The sequence below is a fragment of the Nostoc sp. genome (genome assembly GCF_036919675.1).
GTDB lineage: Bacteria > Cyanobacteriota > Cyanobacteriia > Cyanobacteriales > Nostocaceae > Nostoc.
The window spans coordinates 40,633-61,451 of record NZ_JBALCP010000135.1 but is presented as its reverse complement, the minus strand read 5'-3'; the positions used below and the strand labels follow the sequence as shown (position 1 = coordinate 61,451).

Genomic DNA, 20,819 nt, shown 5'->3' with positions numbered 1-20,819 from the left:
ACTTTAATTACTGGCTCGATAGGCAGGAACTTATAAATATGGAAAGCGTTGCGTACATCTTGATTTTTACTCTGTGTATAGGTACTCTCTTCTTTGCGATCGCATTTCGCGAACCACCTCGCTTTGAGAAACCAAAAGATAAGTAGAGCCTATTACCAGACCTTGAAGCGGATTTGATGTTAGTATCCGTTGTTACTAATTGTGGTAACAACGGATATTATTGTTTTTGTCCTTTGTTGGTTTTAACTACTAAGTAAATGATTAACCATTTTAATATTGTGATACAATTCCCATCTTGGGAGTAGATATGTGTTAATACTAGCTTTTCTGCGCTAGGATGAAAAAGGATGTGTTATGTAAGCTGCCATAAAACTGCTTATATAACATAATCGAACTTGTGGCACAACCTTTACGGAGACTAGAACCGGGAACAAATAAGCATGGTCAATCAGAATTTAACCGCTACAGAAATTGGATTCACTCACGAAGATTTCGCTGCTCTACTTGACAAATACGACTATCATTTTAGCCCTGGTGATGTTGTCCCAGGAACAGTTTTCAGTATAGAGCCGCGCGGCGCTCTGATTGACATTGGTGCTAAAACCGCAGCATATATACCTATACAAGAAATGTCTATTAACCGGGTAGATAGCCCGGAAGAAGTCTTACAGTCAAACGAAACGCGGGAATTTTTCATTCTTACCGATGAAAACGAAGATGGTCAATTAACCCTTTCCATTCGCCGTATTGAATATATGCGGGCTTGGGAGCGTGTGCGACAACTGCAAGCAGAAGATGCTACTGTCCGTTCTGGCGTGTTTGCAACCAATCGCGGCGGAGCATTAGTACGGATTGAGGGATTACGTGGCTTTATCCCTGGTTCCCACATCAGTACCCGCAAACCTAAAGAAGAATTGGTAGGCGAAGATCTGCCATTGAAATTCTTAGAGGTGGACGAAGAACGTAACCGCCTAGTTCTATCTCACCGTCGGGCGCTGGTTGAGCGGAAGATGAACCGCCTAGAAGTTGGTGAAGTAGTAATTGGTACAGTTCGTGGCATCAAACCCTACGGTGCTTTCATCGACATAGGCGGCGTCAGTGGCCTACTGCACATTTCTGAGATTTCCCACGAACATATTGATACACCTCATAGCGTGTTCAATGTCAATGATGAAGTGAAAGTTATGATCATTGACTTGGATGCAGAAAGGGGTCGGATTTCCCTATCTACCAAGCAACTAGAACCCGAACCCGGAGACATGATTAAAAACCGGGATTTGGTCTACGATAAGGCAGAAGAAATGGCTGCTAAGTATCGTGAACAGCTCTTAGCCAAGCAACAAGGTGCTACTGCTGCGCCTGCTGCACCTGTGGAAGTCGTCGCAGAAGAAGAAATTCCACCAGCTGCAGAACTTGAAGAAGAAATTCCACCAGCTGCAGAACTTGAAGAAGAGATTCCACCAGCTGCAGAACTTGAAGAAGAGATTCCACCAGCGACGGAAACTGAAGAGGAAATTCCACCAGTTGCAGAACTTGAAGAAGAGATTCCACCAGCGACGGAAACTGAAGAGGAAATTCCAGCAGCGATTGAACAATAATACATTTATAGTTTTACTTGTCTTTAAGTAAGAGTATTAAATCATTATATAAAGAGGGTTTTTCCCTCTTTTTTTATGTGGAGAATTGGCCAAAGTTAGGAGTTAGGAGTTAGGAATAAAAACTCATAGCTGATAACTCATAACTAAATAAGTGAGGTGAAATATTGTGGTAACTATTAAATGTGGAAACATCACTTTTGATAATATCCAGGGAATTTTATTTGACAAAAATGGTACTCTAGAAGATTCAGAAACGTATTTGCGATCGCTCGCACAAAGGGCAGCGAGGTTGATAGACGCTCAAGTTCCCGGTATTGGAGAACCGCTATTAATGGCATTTGGCGTCAATGGTAGTAGCCTAAATCCAGCAGGTTTGATAGCAGTGGCGAGTCGCCGCGAAACAGAAGTTGCATGTGCGGCATATATTGCCGAAACTGGAAGAGGATGGTTTGAGTCCTTAAAAATAGCCACTCAAGCTTTGGATGAAGCGGAGAAATACATTGAACAAACTCCTTCACCGCTGTTTGTGGGTAGTTTAGACTTATTGAAATACCTACGGGAAGGGGGTTTGAAACTTGGCATCCTCTCCGCTGCGACAACTAAAGAAGTACATAACTTTGTAGCGAATCACCAATTAAGTGATTATATCCAGTTGGAAATGGGAGTAGATGAGGGGCCCAGTAAACCAGATCCAGTACTATTTTTGCAAGCTTGTCAAGCCTTAGAAGTGGAACCAGGCGCTACATTGATGGTGGGTGATTCAGTTGGTGATATGCAAATGGCGCGTAATGCTAAAGCCGCAGGTTGTATTGGTATCACTTGGGTGGGTAAGTCGGATAACGTCCGAGGTGCGGATGTGGTGATTAATCAACTTGATGAAATCCAGATTTTAGAAGATTAACCTAAGATATTAATTACTCCTCACATTTGCTAAACAAGCTATGCAAAACACAGAATCGACGTTAAAACTTCGCCTGTGGACAGTTGAAGAATACCACCGGATGGCTGAGGCTGGGATATTTGGTGCAGATGAACGTGTAGAACTCTTAGAAGGGAAGATAATTTGGATGATTGCCAAAGGCACAGCCCATCGGTCAGCAGTTGGGAGAACAGATTACTTACTGAAAAACAGATTAGGAAATCGGGCTTGGGTATCTATTCAAGACCCAGTAAAGTTAAATAAACGATCTGAACCGGAACCGGATATTGCTGTCGTTAAAGTAGATCCGCTGGATTATGCTGACCATCATCCCACCCCTTCAGAAGTTTATCTGATTATTGAGGTAGCAGATAGCAGCCTGAAATTAGACTGCCAAACCAAAGCTAAAGCTTACTCCCAAGCGGGAATTACAGATTATTGGGTGCTAGATGTAGTTAGTCGTCAATTGTACGTCTTTCGGCAACCAACTCAGGATGGCTATCAAAGTAAAGTGATTTTGGCAGAAGATGCGACTATTTCACCTTTAGAGTTTCCTGATTTGAGCATTGCGGTTTTGGAAATATTATCGCCTGTAACTGAATCTTAGTTGAGAGCGATTTTTTCAACATTAACAAATAGCTTATTTGACAACCTTTTCCCCGCTTACATATAAATCAACATCGGCAGTAAAATCCTCTGGCGCTTCTATAGTTATTTGTGCCTCTGCTGTTTTATTCCATCACAATTTTAGGCAATTTTAGCATTGTGAAGTGACGCTCTCTCTAGCCCACTTAAGATTAAAATCTCTAGCGAATAGCTGAATTAAACAGCGATTAACTAGGGGTTCTGAACCTTAAGAAACTGACAAAAGTCTAAATTGAATAAGACAGTGGGAAGGACTTCGCATCCTTTGGCTTCACATACACTCGCTGTTTCGGTTCTAACTCTAAGTCATTAAAGCGATCGCGTGTTAAATGCGCCGTCACTACTTGTCCATCATCGAAAGTTAATTCCACCTGAATTTCCCAACCCAAATGTACCAATCGGCTCACTGTCGCAGGTGTAGTGGTACCGTTGGCAACTTTTTCCAAAATCACATCTTGTGGGCGCAAAAATACTTGTGGGTGTGGCGTATCAAACCCGCTACTTTGAAAAATCTTCGAGGTGCTAGGTAATACGTTCACTGGGCCAATGAAGCTCATTACAAATGCGGTGGCAGGATTATCGTAGATTTCTGCTGGTGTCCCCACCTGTTCCACACGCCCTTTATTCATGACCACAACTTCATCGGAGACTTCCATTGCTTCCTCTTGGTCGTGGGTGACGAAAACCGTGGTAACATGAACTTCATCATGGAGGCGGCGTAACCATGCCCGTAGGTCTTTGCGAACTTTAGCATCAAGTGCACCAAAGGGTTCATCTAGCAGTAATACTTCTGGTTCCACTGCCAATGCCCTTGCTAATGCTACCCGTTGTCTTTGACCACCAGAAAGTTGTGATGGATAGCGATCGCCTAGTCCAGTCAATTGCACCAATTCTAGTAACTGTTCTACCCTTCCCTTAATCCTCTTTGGCTGTGCCTTGCGAATTTCCAAGCCAAAGGCAATATTCTGCCTGACAGTCAAATGCTTAAATAGGGCATAGTGCTGAAACACAAAGCCAATATTCCGCTGTTGCACGCTTTGGTATGTAGCGTCCTTACCGGTAAGCAGGATTTTGCCGCTATCTGGCATTTCTAAACCTGAAATTAGCCGTAGTAGCGTAGATTTACCTGATCCCGATGGCCCGAGCAACGCAACTAGCGAACCACTCTTAATTTCCAAGCTGACCTGATCAACTGCCTTGAAACTCCCGAATTGTTTGGAGACATTCTCAACTACTATGCCCACTGCCGCTATACCTCTGCAACTAAATCTACAGATCCTTGCTAGGATTACCGTGTCTTACATATACCATACATAATTATTAATAGATGAACAAGATTTGGCTACCGCAACTGCCGCGATCGAGGAAGCTACAATGATGAGCAAAGTGTGAGGAGCCTTGGGGTTGAAGAAATTCCCTAACCTATTTCCCAAAGACTCGCCAAGAATCATCCAAAGATCGCGGCTCGTTCTTAAGCAAGGAAAATGGCGAGAGGTTAGATACAAACGCGAAGAACGCACCGCATCAGGAGTCTATAATTTTATTGTCACTCTAGAAGGAATAGTGTTTATTCGTAGAGCCAGCGCTAGGGTTGCAGATAGAGCAATTGGTCATATAGATTTAGCAAAGGGAGAGGATGTAAAATACGCTGGTCGGCTTTACTTTTCAGGACGCACTAATAGAGGCATCCTCCGCAAGTGGACTAATGAATCTGGACATTATCGACCTGGCGCTGAATCAATGAGTAACGCAGATTTACTACCTCAAGAACTTTTTGAGCCAGGTCAATTCAAAAGTCTAATTAGTCTCAATTTAATCCCTGGTAATGATTAAGACACAACAGCCTCTCCCATGATAGATAGAAGATGGCATTTGGTAAGATTGGGGTGTAATTAAATCGGATCATAAATATTATCAGATATTAATAGGTATAAAGAATATGATTAGCCGATTTATTACTGATAAAGATTTTGAAGACCATAAAGCTTTACAAAAGAAGCTGATGAGTTTACCAGAAGAAGCTCAGTTCGATGAGATCAACGCTATCTTAGATCGAGATTCTGTCATCGGTTTAAAGTTAGCTAATGCCATACTGAAGAATAAAAGATACTTTGAGATTCTGCTTGAGCGAGGATTAGCAGAAGCAAATGCTAGTGAAGTAGAACTTTGGGTAAAGTATTTACTCCCGCGTCTTGGCTTCCGACGTGTTATGGCCATCCTATCTGACAAGTTATCAGAAAACCCTCATGCGGTAGATAAGGCTTCGTACTGGTTGCCTAAATTTTTACCAAAAGGTAATAAGCAAGCTGCAACATTGCTGAAAGAACTTTTGAATAAGAAAAAACAGGTTTTAGGTGAAAATGACAAAGTTGTTAGTCCTTCACGAGAAGTTTATGACTTAATTTTTAGAATCAAGAGTACAGGTGAATATGCAGTTTCTGGGGGAAATATATTGGATAATAAAGGTTATAAAATCATAGCTAAAATTCTTAATCCAAATCCAAAAGATTTATATCTAACAGGTGGATATAGATTAGTATCACCTGGCGAAATAGAGATTATTGACCCCATTAGGGAGAGATTATTTGAATCAGGAGAAACAGATGTTAGGTGGAGAATACAAAGCTGTTAGTCCTTCAGGGCAAGTTTACAAGTTAATTTTGAAAATCAAGGCTACAGGTGAATATGCAGTTTTTGGTGGATATCAATTAGGTAGTCAGGGTTCTAAAATAATTGTTGAAATTCTCAATCCAGAAGACTTGTATCCAACTGGTGGAATTAGGGAAGTATCACCTGGTGGTATAGAGATTCTCGATCCACAACCTTACAACGATTAATACTAAGGGTAGTAATTGGGTTGGGTTATAAAAATTATACCTGTAAATCTTCCACTAACCAAATTCTCCATTCCCCATCTCGCTTTTCGTATCGAAACATTAAGGAATATTGCATTTCAGGAGAAACCTGAAGGTAAAGCGCCAAATCACTAGAAAGACCGTGGTAGTATGCTCTCGGTAAATGTGAAGATTGGGAGAAAGACCTTTGACACTACGGGTTGCTGTTATTGGGTCAGGCCCTGCTGGTTCATCTGCCGCAGAAACACTGGCAGCCTCTGGGATTGAAACCTACTTGTTTGAGCGGAAGCTAGACAATGCAAAGCCTTGCGGGGGTGCAATTCCCCTCTGTATGGTGAGTGAATTTGACTTACCACCAGAGATTATCGATCGCCGGGTACGGAAGATGAAAATGATTTCGCCTTCCAATCGCGAGGTTGATATCAATCTGGTAAATGAAGATGAATATATAGGAATGTGCCGCCGGGAAGTGCTGGATGGCTTTTTGCGGGATCGGGCGGCAAAAGTAGGCGCAAATTTAATAAATGCCACTGTTCATAAACTTGATATACCAGGAAATAATACTGACCCCTATACCATTCATTACGTTGACCATACAGAAGGTATCTCACAGGGTATTGCCAAAACCCTGAAGGTGGATCTAATCATTGGGGCGGATGGGGCTAATTCCCGCGTTGCCAAAGAAATGGACGCTGGGGATTACAATTATGCGATCGCCTTCCAAGAGCGGATTCGCTTACCCGAAGACAAAATGGCCTACTATAACGACCTCGCCGAAATGTATGTCGGTGATGACGTTTCTACTGATTTCTACGCTTGGGTTTTCCCCAAATATGACCACGTAGCTGTCGGTACTGGCACGATGCAGGTTAATAAAGCCAGCATCAAACAGTTACAAGCTGGTATCCGCGCCCGTGCTTCCGAGAAACTCGCAGGCGGTAAAATCATCAAAGTAGAAGCCCACCCCATTCCTGAACATCCCCGTCCCCGTCGTGTTGTCGGTCGCATCGCCTTGGTGGGAGATGCTGCTGGTTACGTCACCAAGTCCTCTGGTGAAGGTATTTATTTTGCCGCTAAATCTGGGCGGATGTGTGCCGAAACCATTGTAGAAGCATCTAACAGTGGTAGCCGGATTCCTACAGAAGATGACCTCAAGGTTTATCTGAAGCGTTGGGATAAAAGATACGGACTCACTTACAAGGTGCTGGACATTCTGCAAACTGTGTTCTATCGTTCCAATGCCACTCGCGAGGCGTTTGTGGAAATGTGCGATGACCTCGATGTCCAACGGCTAACATTCGATAGCTATTTGTATAAGACGGTTGTCCCAGCTAATCCCATCACCCAACTGAAAATTACTGCCAAAACCATTGGTAGTCTAATTCGGGGTAATGCCCTTGCACCTTAATTGAGTGGGGAATACTGGGACTTCCAACAAATAAATTACTTAATTTTGCGGGGTGGAAAGAAGTCTGAGAGGAGGTTTCCGACCATCAGAACTTTAGGGCATCCTGTCCACCCTGCTTAACGATAGCATTTGTAAACCATTGGTTTATTATCAGTATTGGCAAGGGGGCGAATGCTCAACATCTAGTCATTTTTTGGGCGAGAATTACACCCTGCGCTTCTCAGACTTTTCGGTAACTTGTGAATACTCACAACCCATACTTGTCATACCAAGTAAGATAGCGTTGTAAGCGATCGCGCTGGTAACTCGGCTTGCTAATACCGTGGGATTGCCCAGGATAAATAATCAATTGAGTATCAACCCCTAAACTTTTGAGTGCCTCATACATCTGCTCAGAGTTGTGCAACGGAACAGCAGCATCCCGATCACCACCCAGAAATAGTGTTGGTGTCACAATTCGGTCGGCGTGCAGGAATGGAAAAGAAACTCGTAGCCAAGTATTGAGGTTTTTCCACGGCACGCCCAGTTCCTGTTCGTAATCATAAACATACTCGTCAGTACCGTATCCTGCCAAAATATTGGAAATGCTAGCTCCACTTACCGCAGCTTTGAAACGGGTATCTTGGGCGATAGTATAGTTTGTTAACATACCACCGTAGCTCCATCCACCTATTCCCAACCGAGATGGATCGGCTATCCCTTGTGCTTCAACGTAGTCAACAGCAGCAAGGACATCTTGAACATCTTTATTTCCCCAATCAGCGTAAATAGCCTTCGAGAACGCTTCACCCCGTCCCGAACTACCCCGTGGATTAACTGCAACGACAACATAACCTTTTGCAGCAAACAGTTGCCAGTTAAACATAAACTCGTTTGTGTACTGCCCGACTGGGCCACCATGAAGCTGAAGGAGTGTTGGGTATTTCTTTCCTGGTTGAAAATTCGGTGGTTTGACTAAGAAACCGTGGATTTGGGTGCCATCTTTACTCTTGAAACTAATTTCTTCCGTCGTCCCTAATAGAAGTTGGACAAGCAATTCCTGGTTTTGGTGCGATATTGAATTCAGTTCAGTGCCTTTGAGGGTGAAAACCTCACTTGGCTCCTGCGGTATTGAAGATAACAAGGCAATCCTGTCGTCACCCCCTAAGTCAAAGGCGCTGATATTTCTCCGTCCAGCTAGCAATCGCTCTATCTTACCGCCTGCTACTGGTACTTTTGCTAGGTGAACATTGCCATCGTCTTCCAGTAAAAACACAATTGATTTGCCATCAGATGTAAAGTGTGGCTTAACAACATTGCGATTAAGATTTGCTGTTAACAGACGTGGAGTGCCTCCTTCCATTGGAATAACGGCAAGATGGTAAACGGCGTACTCAATTAGCTTTTGAGGGCCTCCTTGCAGGTAGGCTATTAACTTCCCATCTGGACTCCAAACAGGTCGGCTACCCCAGGAGGGATCGGAATCGGGGCCTTCATTGGTGGTTATTTGACGTACTTTTGCTCCTGGTTGGGCTTCGATTGTGTAGATATCCCAATTGTTATGCCGATCAAAATCAGTACCACGCTTGCTGACAAAAGCAATCTTCTTACCATCTGGAGACCAGCTGGGCAAATACTCATTAAACTCACCTGGCGTCAGAATATCTGCTTTGTGGGTTGCTAAGTCAAACACGTAGAGGTGTTCGCGACTTTTTCCGAGATATCCAACGCCGTCCTCCTGAAATTGAAAGCGATCAATGACAATTGGCTGTGCGGTCTTTTGTTCGTTCTGAGTTTCTTGGGGTGGATCTTCGGCGATTACAGCTAGTCGTTTGCCATCGGGTGACCAAACGAAATCAGAAACGCCTCCTGGAAAATGTGAAATCTTTTCTGCTTCTCCGCCGGCAAGGTTCAGCAGCCAAATTTGATTGCCTTCACTCTCGGATTGACGACTGGAGAGAAAGATCAGGTACTTTCCATCAGGACTGAAACGAGGGGAACTTTTGCTATCTTTGCTGTTAGTTAATTTTAGGGTGCGGGAGCCATCCCACGAAGTTATATAAATATTGTTGTTGACAGAATCATTCTTAATATCGGTACTCTTGACCGTATAGACTATCCAGGCTCCATCTTGAGAAATTTGCGGTTCGCTGACTTGGTGGAGAGCAGACAGATCGTCTAGGTTAATCAGCCGCTTGGACGTTGCCTGAACCTTGAGACTCGTACTGATCAAAGCAGCGATCGCACCACAAGCTAATGCGAGTTCTCTGAACCTTTTCATTTTTGTTGTAAAAATTAGCACAGACGCTTATCTTACATCTGTTAGTCACTTTAGTGACTGTTACTTGCAACTATATTTTACAAACAGTTAGTAAGGGTTTTGGCAAACATCCTCTAACTTGTCACGGATTGCAGGAGGTATAGATTAGGTATGCTGTATTCTGAACTTGAGCGATAAATTGCTTTTTGAATAAATGCTTAATTTTATTTCCTATTTGTTTTTGGCTCAAGCATCGCCTTCTCCAGCACCTGCACCACAGGAAATCTTCATTCCCCAACAAACAAGACCTTTAACAGGACATCTTGACGAAGTACCAGTATTTAACAGTAATAACCCAGAAGTAGTTCAGAGTGAAGGAATTCTGCTGTCTACATTTCCTCCTCAAGGCAAAAAAGTGCCCAGCGCCCACTTGAACTTTCCATTTCAGGGACAGTTTGATTTATTTTCTCACCACATTGCTAGAGCGATTGAGACTCCAAATGATTTGCGGACTCTTTATTTGGGGGTAATTGTTTACAATCCAAGCGATCAGACTGCAACTATCAACATTTTGCAAGCAGCTAGTTATGTTAGTCAACCTGATGCACCTTTTATCAAACTTCCCCCCATGCAGTCAAATAATTCGGGAAACATTTATGCAGGTCCTGGCGATCGCGTCATGAATGATGTGCTACGAGTCAGACGGCAGTCAGGATGGCCAGCCCAGTTGGTAATTCCACCAAAACAAAGCCGGATGTTAATGAATCATCCAATTCCAGTGCGGACTTTAGCACCCCCATTGAATGGACGTTCTACTTTGTTACGTTTGTATAGTGATAGTCCAGTTTATCTGGCGAACCTGGCCATGTTTGCCAAACCCAATCCCGATGGTAGTGAACGAGCGCCCACTTTAGAAGAATGGGAGAACTTGTTAGAAAATGGTGATTTTGCAGGACCCCGTGAACCTGCCCCCAGTCCTCCAAATCAGCTTGCAGGGGCAGCAGAAATTTACGGACGGGTAGCGGGGGTAGCTGTTGGCTCTCGTTGGCAAGCACAAGTTACCGACTCTAATAGTTCATACCTGACAATTCCCGAATCAGGACAAGCTTTTTCCTATGGTTTAAGTACCCTTTTAGCAGGCAAAATGGGTACTGGACAAAACCAAACTGCTAAACTAGTAGCGCGTTATCCTGGTACTGCTTACGAAGCTCACGGCAACTACGGCATTGAATACAACATCTCTCTACCATTAATCAACAATACGGATAAAATACAAACTGTAAATGTGCTTTTCCAAACACCTATCAAAGAAGATGAGTTAAGTAAACCAGGGCTTCGCTTTTTTTCACCACCTCAATCATCCGTCTTTTTCCGAGGCACAGTTCGTATTCGCTACAATGACGATAACGGCTTACCCAGAACCCAATACTGGCATTTAGTTCAACAACGGGGACAGATGGGAGAACCGCTTGCTCAATTAAAAATATCTCCTGGCCAGCGGCGACTGGTAAAAGTGGATTTTCTCTACCCACCTGATGCTACGCCCCCTGAAATGCTGACAATTCAAACTGTAGGCCAAACATCAGGCAGAGGGCAGACGAGAACAAAAAAGTTTATCGAAAAACGTTTACCAGCGCGAGTTTCTCCGTTAAGTTAATCCAGATGAACTGCTGTGGTTCCCCTACAAATTGCGTGAAGTACACACAATTGAAAACTGTTAAATTTAGCATTTCTCATCTGCATAGAATACAGGCTTTTCGTTTTGGGTTTAGTGCAATTTCTGATAAAACAGATGCTGAACTAAATGTGCTGGGGCAAAATAGAAAACATGACGATTGAATCCGATTCCTCTAATCTACCAACCCCAGAACCAGTCCCGGAAAACGACTTGCAACCAGATGACTTTGACGGTGGTGCAACTGAGAAGAACCTAACCTCAGAACCACTAGCGACACAACAAGCCCTAGCGGCGATCGCATCTTTGAAATCTCCGCAATATACAAATGCTTTACAACTAGCCCGTTCTGACCTCCAGCAACCCACTACCAAGCTATTCACAGTTAAGCCAAGGGCATTGCTAATTACTCTAATAGCGATCGCTGTTACTTTTATTGGAGTTATCCTGAATAACTGGATCATCGGTATTATCGGAACACTGATAACTTTGCTGTTATCCCTAGCGATACTATTGCCTTGGTTGCAAAAAGCCTTAGACGAGTGGTTTTCACACGAAGAACGCACCCTGTTTGTTGCCTTTTTAGGACTGATAGTAGCCATCATCGGCTTGATCAAGTTTACAGGTGTGGGCGATCGCTTACTGCTTTGGGGACACCAGATTGACTGGGACATTGCTGGAACCCTAGCAGACTGGTTTGGCGCTTTGGGGCAAATTCTGATCGCCGTCATCGCCGTTTACGTGGCGTGGCGACAATATGTCATCTCCAAAGACTTGACAATTCAGCAAAATCTACTGACAGTTCAGCAAAATATTATCACCCAGCAGCAGACAATTGATTCCTATTTCCAAGGCGTTTCAGACTTGGTATTAGATCAAGAAGGATTATTAGAAGATTGGCCCCAAGAGAGAGCGATCGCCGAAGGACGCACTGCGGCAATTTTAAGTAGTGTAGATGGCAGTGGTAAAGCGAAAATTCTCCGCTTTCTCTCACGTTCCAAGTTGCTCTCACCCTTACAACGCGATCGCCTATTAGGTCGAGCCATTCTCGACGGTAGTGGCGGATATGCAGAAGACCGCCTGGAAGGTGTGCGTGTCATCGATTTAGGCGTCATGCTAGCCGCAGCAGACCTTTCTGGTACTGATTTGCGTTGGACTGACCTGAGCGAAGCTAATCTTGTCCGCGCTAATTTAGTCGGTTGTGACTTAGTAAAAGCCAATCTTTCCCGCACAATTTTATATAATGCTAATCTGAGTGGTGCCGACATCAACGGGATTCGCCTATTCTATGGTGTAGTGGATAAAGCATCACCCCGTAGTCGCACTGAACGACCAGATTATCAAACCGGCGAACACACTGGCGCTGTGGTGGAAAATGCTAATTTCAGCAATGTGCAACGGATGTCTGAGTCTGCACGTAACTACTGTTGCACTTGGGGAGGCGAAAAAACCAGAGCTACTATTCCTAGTGGTTGTGAAGGTATTCCTAATAAGTTGGGAAGATAGTTATAAGACTAGATAAAAAATTAGTTAGCCGCATTAAAAATCTGCTGTGCAGTTAAATTTAATTGGGGAAAGGTAGGTGATGAAATCGCGGTGTTACTTTGAAACGGTGTCATCTGATATTCACCATCAACTAATTCGCATACAAAAATAGTAGGTTGTTTGGGATTGCCGATGAACTTTCTTGCACCCAATGCAGCATAATCAGCAATCCAATATTCGGGAATGCCCATTTCTTCATAATCCCTAAGTTTATTGTAGTAATCATCCCGCCAGTTAGTTGAAACAACTTCAATAACTATTGGAACTGATGCTGCTTGGCTTACTGTTGACTGTTTTTGAAAAAGCGGTTCATTGTCGAGATTATCAAGATTTAGCAGCAACACATCAGGCGAATAAGCGGATTCGGCAGAAGGAGTTTTGACCAATGCAGTTTTGGGAATTCCGTAGGGTAAATTAAGACGATCAAACTCCACGGTTAATTTTCGCGACAAAAACGCAATAACTTTCTCATGTTCTCCGGTTGGAGGCGGCATTTCAATAATTACTCCTTTGTGCAATTCATAGCCTTTCCCATTGTTGGGATACCATTCGATAAATTCATTGAAGGTGAGTAATTTTGGCAACGTTTGGGTCATAATCTTACATCCATATATGTTTTACTTGCTCGTGCAATAAATGTTGATTTTTAGTTGACAAAATTTGCATTTTTGTTTTTTTATTACCTTTAATAAGTGTAAATATTTATCCCCAAATAGCGCCAGGTGTTCACTCAATCTTTAAGAGGATGTTTGAAAAGTATTATTGTTAACATTAAAACCTCAGAAACCTAACCCACCGAGCAATTGTATTTTCTAATAAAGGTGGATAGTTTCGTAAATTTATGTAACCTGCCTTTATTTGATCCAATAGCTGCAATTCTTAAGTTTGTCAGTTCTGGTAGGTCATCTTGCCACTCTCGAAAGAATTCTTCCGAATCAACTAACTCTAATCCATAGAGCAATATTAGTTGCTCAAGTGTGCCGTTTTCCGCAGCAAGAGTTTGAGTCATTATGTTAATCAAGTAGTAGAAAAATCTACCAGTCTAGTAATTATCGCTTTCAGGTAGGGTGAGGATTTCAACGCCATCTTCAGTTACAGCTAAGGTATGCTCACATTGAGCAGATAATTTGCGATCGCGCGTTACCGCAGTCCATTTATCGCCCAGAACCTCGACTTCGTAAGTGCCTTCGTTAATCATTGGCTCAATCGTAAAAACCATCCCTGGTCTGAGGCGCTTGCCCTTACCGCGTGTGCCATAGTGGGGAACATCCGGCGCAGTGTGGAAAATGTTACTGATGCCGTGTCCAACGAAATCTCGCACTACAGAAAAGCCTTGTGCTTCAGCATACTCTTGAATGGCTGCACCAATGTCGCCAATGCGTCCTCCAGGTTTAACTTCAGCAATACCCAGGCGCAAACATTCCTCTGTCACCTCTACCAGCTTTCTCGTTTTTGGGGAAGGGGTACCAACGAAGAATGTCTTGGATGTATCGCCGTGGTAACCCTCAACAATCGGGGTTACATCAATATTAATAATGTCACCTTCCTTGAGAATTTGCTTGGCGTTGGGAATGCCGTGACAGATTACCTCATTTACACTGGTGCAAATCGATTTTGGATAACCTTTATAGCCAAGGGGTGCGCTTTTTGCTCCATGCGCTTGTGTCCAACGTTCGGCTTCATCATTTAGTTCAAGAGTGCTAACCCCTGGCTTCACGAACGGTTCCAGATGTTGGAGAAGTTTAGCTGCTAAACGCCCAGCTTGACGCATTTTGTCTAATTCTCGTTGGGATAAAATAACAATTAGTTCGGTTTTCATTAACTTTTATCTAGATATCTTTACATAATTACATAAACATAGTTGACCCTGTCTGTGCGGCTCTTTGGGCAGCATCAGCAACCTTTAGGGTATACAAGCTCTCCTCTGGGGTAACGTACAAAGGAGTGCCATCAAAAAGATGGTCTAATACCATACTGGTGTCTTTGGCGAACAAACCGCGCCGAGGGCCAACCTCTATAGGTGTTGTTTCCTCTGGCTGGATAAACAATCCTGTGTCGCCATCAAAAATTAAACCACCTTTTTCACCGTGAACTTCAAACTTGCGTTCTGATTGCCAAAGATTTTCACCTTTGCCATAGACTACTTGGCCTAAAAGTCCACTGTTAAAGCACAGTTCGCTAGTGCAGAAACAGGTTTGGTAGTATTCCGGTTCTATTTCCCAATATCGCTGGTGACAGTTAACAGTAAATACTTTACCAAATAAATCGATGAGACGATGTAGGCGAGACAGCGCCCCAATTAAGGGAAAACCGAACAACTCGTGGTTATAAGTCCATTTACGGGGTGCAGGATTCTGGGGATTGATGGTGCTGTAGCGAACAAAAAACACCTCACCAATTTTGGCTAAGTTTTGCTTCAAGGCTTGATGCAAACCACCCAAAAGTTCTAGGTGTTCAACGTGCAGGAGTTTTTGTTGTGCTTTGGCTAAGGCAATCAGTTCCTCAGCTTCTACCACATCCAATGAAAGGGGATACTCTACAATCAAATGTTTGCCGTTGGTAAGTGCTGCACGAGCGATCGCCCCATGATCTCGATTAATAGTGGAAATTATTACTAAATCTATATCTTCCCGCTCTACTAGCTCTTGCCAAGAACTCAACGTTTCAATCTGGTACTCTTTGGCAAAAGTTTCTGTTTTTTCTGGGGTATGACCAACAACTGCTATTAACTGCGATCGCTCATCATGGAGCAATGCCTCAGCGCGAAACTTTGCCACATACCCAGTACCTACCAAACCTACACGCACTCTTGCTTTTTCCAAAGCTGCTTCTGAATTATACATGATCCTCCTAGTTATATTTTCGATCCTCGCACACTTCTAGTGGTGGGATTCTTTTTTCATTCCCTAAAACAAAGGCACTCTTTCCAAGCGCTTAAGGCAAAAAATCAGGTGATTAAAATAATCTGATTGGATAATACTCAGGGCGATAGCGAACGCGAACAGCGTCTCGCACAGAAGCACAGAATGCACTTAAATTTTCGGAGTTGTTGCAGGAATTTTTTGATTACCAACTTACCCAAATTTCTTGAGCATTATCTTGACAAAGATAATTTTTTATGATACACAAAGCTTTTATCTAACATCGATTTTAATAATGGTTTATTCCCTATAAGATAGTTTTTGATTATCACAGCCTGACTAGGGCAGTAAATATATAAATAAAACTTATCTGGATTAAGCAACTAAATTTCATTACTAATCGGGTTCAATTTCCAGTTACATCGTTTAATTTTTCTCGTAGTATCAGAATTGAAGCAAATTTAAACTAGCGGCTAATCCCACAGAACAGCCGTGACCTTTGCCTTAGAATAACTTATACTGCCGTTTCCAAAAGAGAGGATTATCCAATGGCTACTTTTAAAGTGACACTAATCAACGAGTCCGAAGGGCTGAACAAAACACTTGACGTTGAGGACGACACCTATATTTTAGACGCTGCTGAAGAAGCTGGTCTTGACCTGCCCTACTCTTGCCGCGCTGGTGCTTGCTCGACCTGTGCAGGTAAACTCTTAAAGGGTACCGTTGATCAGGGTGACCAGTCATTCTTAGATGACGATCAAATAGAAGCTGGATATGTACTGACCTGTGTCGCTTACCCAACCTCTGACGTGACAATCGAAACTCACAAAGAAGAAGAACTCTATTAAGAGTTGAACACCTCAACAATAAACCTCTTGCAAGAGTTAATCATGTTGACAAAATAGAAGCAGGGCATCTAGGGTCAACACCCTTCCAATGCCGTGTGTACCTCTTAAAACGACTTTGACAAAAAGCCTAATTCCGTGTTAAGCAGGAACACAAAATTTCCTGTGTTCCTGCTTAATTTTTCAGTATGGAGTTTCCCCTCTGCGACTGCCTCTGGCCTCTTTTGTTAAAGCTTAATTTCTTTACTAAGAATTTTAATCTGAGTACCAGGATAATAGAATTGGAGAATTTTTGGACTCGACCAACCTAGTTTTGCTAAATTTTGAGCGCCAGTTTGACTCAAGCCGACTCCATGTCCTAATCCACCACCAATAAAAGCGTATCCCCACAGTTCTGGTTTGCCTTTATTCAGAGGTTCTATATAAAATAGCGTGCTCATCGGAGCAGCAAAGGCACTGCGAACTTCGTCTTTGTGGAGAATAAAGGTGCTGTTATCGGTTTTAACCGCCAGTTCAAGGATGCGTCCACTCTGGCTTCGCTTCACTACTGCCATAGCCTGAATTGTCTTAAATTTGGCATAGGGACTGTTTTTTACCTGCAAAAATTTCTGCAGGTCCTTGATAATATCCTTTAAAGGGGTTTCCTTATGCCAACGAAACATATCCCACTTGCTTTCATTAAATCCTTGTTGGATATTAATAAATTTCTGGAAGTTATTTTCATCTGCCAAACTCTGCTTAGACAAGTTCCAAAAATTAGTCGCAGCATCTAGTACAGGGCGCAGATAGGGACGATCATCGCCATTCCAGACATCGCTGAAGGAGGCGGTAACACCACCAGTGGTGGAAGAATACAGGGCATCTACTAGTTCGTTTTTATAAGTTACTACCTTACCTCTGGTGGAGGCGATCGCTCGGTCTGTTTTGGCAGCAGCTCCATTCAGCCCATAATAAACTTGGCAATGAGTATCAGCACACAACTGATAGTTATCTGCAACAAACCTGCGTAAATTTCTCAAGGCATAAGTCCGGGCGATAATTGCTTGGGCTTCCAGCGCCGCTGTTGGTGCATCTGTACCTATTTCGTAAGGCAGAACCCCACGCAAATAAGTTTCTAAGGGTACTTGGTTAACTAGGGTGTATGTGCCGTAAGCATTTGGCTGCAAATTCAGTCGTCCAGCATAAAGACGAGCAAACTCTTGTTTTTCGCTTTGATTCACCCGAATCAAGTTTTTATCAGTGCTGATTTCCAAATCATTTGGGCTATAGCGTTTACCATCCACCACCCAACTAACTCGCGGCACTTGTTTAACAATCTTAGTATCAAGATATACTATTTGTTTGGTAGAAGCTTGGATGTTCTGCAATAACAAGCGTCGCAGTAAAGGAGTGCTATAAACATCTCGTTTCGCCCAAACCTGCCAGCGTTCTGGCTGGGCTATTTCCACTTCCATTCCCTGAGAACGCCATTTATTAGCACTGTCTTCCGCAGTTTCAAAGGTGCGATATGTGCCCAAAACTACCACTTCTTCAACTGCTGACTTGGGTAAAGCTTGCATGACTGTTTCCAGCTTTACAGGTTTATTGGTAACCAGCATTTGCTGCTTGTTGTCTGCTTTAAATTTTAGCTTTAAGCGATCGCCTTTTGTGGGTTCCAGTTGCAGCTTGGCTGTGGGTTGTGAGCCAAATCGCTGCACAATCCCTATTTTCAGTTCCATATCCTGGATGTTGCTCTCAGGGCCTGATGCAGCAGTCAGTCCCAATAGACAAAATGTTGTCAGCACAGTGTGGGAAAAACGCCAAAACGAAAATTTCATGGCTACCTGATAGCGAAGCGATAGCGAGTCTTCTCCCAAAGAGAGACGCCAAAGGCGATAGCGCAGCTTTAGCGAGTCACCCAGCGTCACGAGCGTCTTCTGCCCCTTAATACGGCGTTGGAGCTGATTTTCCAATTGCTTTGTAGCACGGTCTTTTTGTCGCATGAGTGCTCCAATGATACCATTACCAGTTTTGCCCCAAATACTAGTTGCAAAATAAAGTCATAATGACTATGATTTATTTAGAGACACAAAACAGAACTAGTTGGATAAACTTCTTATGGTTAGAGTCCAAGAAATTCCATTAAATCAGATAAAACGGCCATTGCCCCGTGCAAACGATCCAAATAAAGTGCAAGCTTTAATGGAATCGATTGCGGAGATTGGGCAGCAAGAACCTATTGATGTCCTAGAAGTAGATGGACAATATTATGGCTTTTCTGGTTGCCATCGGTATGAAGCTTGCCAGCGTTTAGGCAAAGAAACCGTTTTAGCCAGAGTCCGTAAAGCACCCCGCAGCGTTTTGAAGATGCACTTGGCATAGTGACTTGAGTTTGGAGCAGGGGGCATGGGGCATGGAAACTTAATTTTCTTGCCAATGCCCAATACCCAATCCCCAATTGCATATAACCTAATTAGGAAAAAATTATGTCATCGAAAGTAACAGTCAAAAATGTAAATATCGGCATTGACGAGCCAAGTAGGGCTAAAATTGCCGAGGGTTTATCTCGCCTGTTGGCTGACACTTATACACTGTATCTGAAAACTCATAACTTCCATTGGAATGTAACCGGGCCGATGTTCCAAACATTGCATTTGATGTTTGAGACCCAGTATACAGAATTAGCCTTAGCAGTTGATTTAATAGCCGAGAGAATTAGAGCGCTTGGCTATCCCGCACCAGGAACCTACAGCGAATATGCCAAACTGAGTTCGATTCCAGAAACTCCCGGAGTTCCTAAAGCTGTGGAGATGATTCGCTTATTAGTGGAAGGACAAGAAGCCGTAGTCAGAACTGCACGGTCTATTTTCCCCGTGGTAGAGGAAGTTAATGACGAACCTACTGCCGATTTATTGACTCAGCGGATGCAAGAGTTCTATGAAAAGACAGCTTGGATGTTGAGAAGTTTACTGGAAGAATAGGAATGGGGCATAGGGCATAGGGAATAGGGAATAGAGAATAGAGAAAAAACTTAATCGCCAATGCCCAATGACGCCAGTTGCTTCTTTTAAGGGAGACGCTCTTGCTAGCAAGATCTCCGTAGGGTTATAAGTCGGGCATTGCCCGCCCAACGCACTGGCTCCCCAATGCCCAATACCTAATACCCTGTTTGGCCAATGCCTAATACCCAATGCCTAATACCCAATACCCAAAAGTTGCAAGATTTAATGCAACAGGTGGGTATTTCTAGTTTTAAAGCGCTGAGTCGCGCTGCTGGTGTCTCAGAGCGTCAACTTTTGCGGTTACGCCAAGGAAAGCTAGAGCAGATGCGGGTAGAAGTGCTGCTCAAGCTGTCGCCAGTGCTACAGATGCCATTGAGTGAATTAGTCACAACTTTTTCAACCGTAGAGTTATTACAAGAGAAAACAGCACCCACTCAGGAATTGTTACAAGAGATTGCAGATTTAAGAACAGAGTACGATCGCTCGCAGCAACAAATAGAACAACAGCAAGAGATATTACTACAAGAACTCCAGCAGTCGAGTTTGCAACTGCTGGAGTCTTTACTATTGCAATGGCCAACGGCAGCACAGAAAGCGCAAGAAAATCCCCAGCTAGCAGCAGTCAAAATAGTACCGTTGGTGCAGAAACCCCTGGAAAAGCTTTTACAGGCGTGGGGAGTGGAAGCGATCGCACCCGTGGGAGCAGAATTACCTTATGACCCCCAACTCCACCAATTGATGGAGGGTACAGCACAACCTGGTGAAAAAGTAAAGGTGCGCTATACTGGCTACCTTCAAGGTGAAAAGCTGCTTTATAGAGCCAAAGTCAGTGCTGTTTGAGGGAGTTAGGAATTAGCAGTAAGGGGTTAGAAATTCATAACTCTTTACTTTTTGTGTTATCTGTTGATAAATAAGAGATATTGGGAATACTAAAATAGCCGAGGCGATCGCCTCTGAGAACTTCTGTTAGAGCGTTGGTGTGCGTTTTAGCTTGCTTGGCGCTGTTGAAAGCGAAATTTTTGGCTCTAGAGCGGTAGTCCAGAGGTAAATTATTTCAATTATGTAAGTAATTGGACATAAATAAATCTAGATCCTAGTTACTATCATAAATACTTAGTAGTCAAGAAATGGGTATATGTACTAATGATTCTGATGTAAACCCCGATAGTTGAGTAATTTTCATAGTATTTTTGCTTATAGTGCTGAATTGGGGGCTAGAGACTGGGAAAATTTAGTGGGTGATGCAGA

The 20,819-nt window shown here is 43.2% G+C and carries 21 protein-coding genes; 14 read left to right on the top strand and 7 right to left on the bottom strand.

The genetic code is table 11. The features are described 5' to 3' along the window. Positions 1 to 38 precede the first annotated feature (38 nt). From V7K49_RS32315 to V7K49_RS32300, 4 genes are all read left to right on the top strand, one after another. Positions 39 to 146 (top strand): photosystem II reaction center protein T, encoded by a 108-nt coding sequence (locus tag V7K49_RS32315; RefSeq protein WP_084227385.1) that lies wholly within the window; start codon positions 39 to 41, stop codon positions 144 to 146. Between the two features lie 294 nt (positions 147 to 440). Continuing rightward, positions 441 to 1,598, top strand: coding sequence for a 30S ribosomal protein S1 (locus V7K49_RS32310; protein WP_335209298.1), 1,158 nt, complete (start codon positions 441 to 443; stop codon positions 1,596 to 1,598). A 166-nt stretch (positions 1,599 to 1,764) separates the two neighbouring features. Further along, positions 1,765 to 2,499: an HAD family hydrolase gene (locus V7K49_RS32305; RefSeq protein WP_335209296.1), complete on the top strand. Its 735-nt coding sequence runs from the start codon at positions 1,765 to 1,767 to the stop codon at positions 2,497 to 2,499. A 40-nt stretch (positions 2,500 to 2,539) separates the two neighbouring features. Next, on the top strand, positions 2,540 to 3,124 hold the full coding sequence (locus V7K49_RS32300) for a Uma2 family endonuclease (RefSeq protein WP_335209294.1): 585 nt from the start codon (positions 2,540 to 2,542) through the stop codon (positions 3,122 to 3,124). 265 nt (positions 3,125 to 3,389) lie between these two features. Here V7K49_RS32300 and V7K49_RS32295 read toward each other — a convergent pair whose 3' ends face one another. Then, positions 3,390 to 4,406 (bottom strand): sulfate/molybdate ABC transporter ATP-binding protein, encoded by a 1,017-nt coding sequence (locus V7K49_RS32295; RefSeq protein WP_273763392.1) that lies wholly within the window; start codon positions 4,404 to 4,406, stop codon positions 3,390 to 3,392. 160 nt (positions 4,407 to 4,566) lie between these two features. Between V7K49_RS32295 and V7K49_RS32290 the strand changes: the two genes are divergently transcribed. The 4 genes from V7K49_RS32290 to chlP all read left to right on the top strand — a co-directional run bounded on the left by V7K49_RS32290 (position 4,567) and on the right by chlP (position 7,425). Continuing rightward, positions 4,567 to 4,995, top strand: a complete 429-nt coding sequence (locus tag V7K49_RS32290) for a hypothetical protein (RefSeq protein WP_334874512.1) — start codon at positions 4,567 to 4,569, stop codon at positions 4,993 to 4,995. A 106-nt stretch (positions 4,996 to 5,101) separates the two neighbouring features. Continuing rightward, positions 5,102 to 5,794: a hypothetical protein gene (locus tag V7K49_RS32285; protein WP_335209292.1), complete on the top strand. Its 693-nt coding sequence runs from the start codon at positions 5,102 to 5,104 to the stop codon at positions 5,792 to 5,794. After that, positions 5,766 to 5,999 (top strand): hypothetical protein, encoded by a 234-nt coding sequence (locus V7K49_RS32280; protein WP_334874508.1) that lies wholly within the window; start codon positions 5,766 to 5,768, stop codon positions 5,997 to 5,999. Before V7K49_RS32285 ends, V7K49_RS32280 begins: the two co-directional genes overlap by 29 nt. Before the next feature lie 205 nt (positions 6,000 to 6,204). After that, positions 6,205 to 7,425, top strand: coding sequence for a geranylgeranyl reductase (chlP, locus tag V7K49_RS32275; RefSeq protein WP_335067366.1), 1,221 nt, complete (start codon positions 6,205 to 6,207; stop codon positions 7,423 to 7,425). Between the two features lie 247 nt (positions 7,426 to 7,672). Here chlP and V7K49_RS32270 read toward each other — a convergent pair whose 3' ends face one another. Beyond that, positions 7,673 to 9,685: a S9 family peptidase gene (locus V7K49_RS32270; RefSeq protein ID WP_335209289.1), complete on the bottom strand. Its 2,013-nt coding sequence runs from the start codon at positions 9,683 to 9,685 to the stop codon at positions 7,673 to 7,675. 193 nt (positions 9,686 to 9,878) lie between these two features. Between V7K49_RS32270 and V7K49_RS32265 the strand changes: the two genes are divergently transcribed. Both V7K49_RS32265 and V7K49_RS32260 read left to right on the top strand, forming a co-directional pair. Further along, complete coding sequence (locus tag V7K49_RS32265) at positions 9,879 to 11,321, top strand: DUF3370 domain-containing protein (RefSeq protein WP_335209288.1); 1,443 nt, start codon at positions 9,879 to 9,881, stop codon at positions 11,319 to 11,321. 171 nt (positions 11,322 to 11,492) lie between these two features. Continuing rightward, positions 11,493 to 12,845 carry a pentapeptide repeat-containing protein gene (locus V7K49_RS32260; protein WP_335209287.1) on the top strand — a complete coding sequence of 451 codons (1,353 nt, stop codon included), beginning with the start codon at positions 11,493 to 11,495 and terminating at the stop codon, positions 12,843 to 12,845. 20 nt (positions 12,846 to 12,865) lie between these two features. Here V7K49_RS32260 and V7K49_RS32255 read toward each other — a convergent pair whose 3' ends face one another. The 4 genes from V7K49_RS32255 to V7K49_RS32240 all read right to left on the bottom strand — a co-directional run bounded on the left by V7K49_RS32255 (position 12,866) and on the right by V7K49_RS32240 (position 15,727). Next, on the bottom strand, positions 12,866 to 13,480 hold the full coding sequence (locus tag V7K49_RS32255; RefSeq protein WP_335209286.1) for a Uma2 family endonuclease: 615 nt from the start codon (positions 13,478 to 13,480) through the stop codon (positions 12,866 to 12,868). A 191-nt stretch (positions 13,481 to 13,671) separates the two neighbouring features. Beyond that, a complete protein-coding gene (locus V7K49_RS32250; protein WP_335209285.1) occupies positions 13,672 to 13,893 on the bottom strand; it encodes a hypothetical protein in 222 nt (73 codons plus the stop codon). A gap of 33 nt (positions 13,894 to 13,926) precedes the next feature. Next, the gene (map, locus tag V7K49_RS32245) at positions 13,927 to 14,703 is read right to left on the bottom strand and encodes a type I methionyl aminopeptidase (protein WP_335209283.1); all 777 of its coding nucleotides are present in this window, start codon (positions 14,701 to 14,703) and stop codon (positions 13,927 to 13,929) included. A gap of 28 nt (positions 14,704 to 14,731) precedes the next feature. Beyond that, positions 14,732 to 15,727, bottom strand: a complete 996-nt coding sequence (locus tag V7K49_RS32240) for a Gfo/Idh/MocA family protein (RefSeq protein WP_335209281.1) — start codon at positions 15,725 to 15,727, stop codon at positions 14,732 to 14,734. Positions 15,728 to 16,293: 566 nt separating this feature from the next. On the opposite strand from V7K49_RS32240, the gene V7K49_RS32235 reads away from it, so the two are divergent. After that, positions 16,294 to 16,593 carry a ferredoxin gene (locus V7K49_RS32235; protein WP_273763405.1) on the top strand — a complete coding sequence of 100 codons (300 nt, stop codon included), beginning with the start codon at positions 16,294 to 16,296 and terminating at the stop codon, positions 16,591 to 16,593. A gap of 224 nt (positions 16,594 to 16,817) precedes the next feature. Here V7K49_RS32235 and V7K49_RS32230 read toward each other — a convergent pair whose 3' ends face one another. Next, positions 16,818 to 18,572 (bottom strand): SpoIID/LytB domain-containing protein, encoded by a 1,755-nt coding sequence (locus tag V7K49_RS32230; RefSeq protein ID WP_442942334.1) that lies wholly within the window; start codon positions 18,570 to 18,572, stop codon positions 16,818 to 16,820. A gap of 115 nt (positions 18,573 to 18,687) precedes the next feature. On the opposite strand from V7K49_RS32230, the gene V7K49_RS32225 reads away from it, so the two are divergent. The 3 genes from V7K49_RS32225 to grpE all read left to right on the top strand — a co-directional run bounded on the left by V7K49_RS32225 (position 18,688) and on the right by grpE (position 20,411). Further along, positions 18,688 to 18,951, top strand: coding sequence for a ParB N-terminal domain-containing protein (locus V7K49_RS32225; protein WP_012410090.1), 264 nt, complete (start codon positions 18,688 to 18,690; stop codon positions 18,949 to 18,951). A 104-nt stretch (positions 18,952 to 19,055) separates the two neighbouring features. Beyond that, positions 19,056 to 19,550, top strand: coding sequence for a Dps family protein (locus V7K49_RS32220; protein WP_335209279.1), 495 nt, complete (start codon positions 19,056 to 19,058; stop codon positions 19,548 to 19,550). A gap of 195 nt (positions 19,551 to 19,745) precedes the next feature. Further along, a complete protein-coding gene (grpE, locus tag V7K49_RS32215) occupies positions 19,746 to 20,411 on the top strand; it encodes a nucleotide exchange factor GrpE (RefSeq protein ID WP_334874491.1) in 666 nt (221 codons plus the stop codon). Positions 20,412 to 20,819 lie beyond the last annotated feature (408 nt).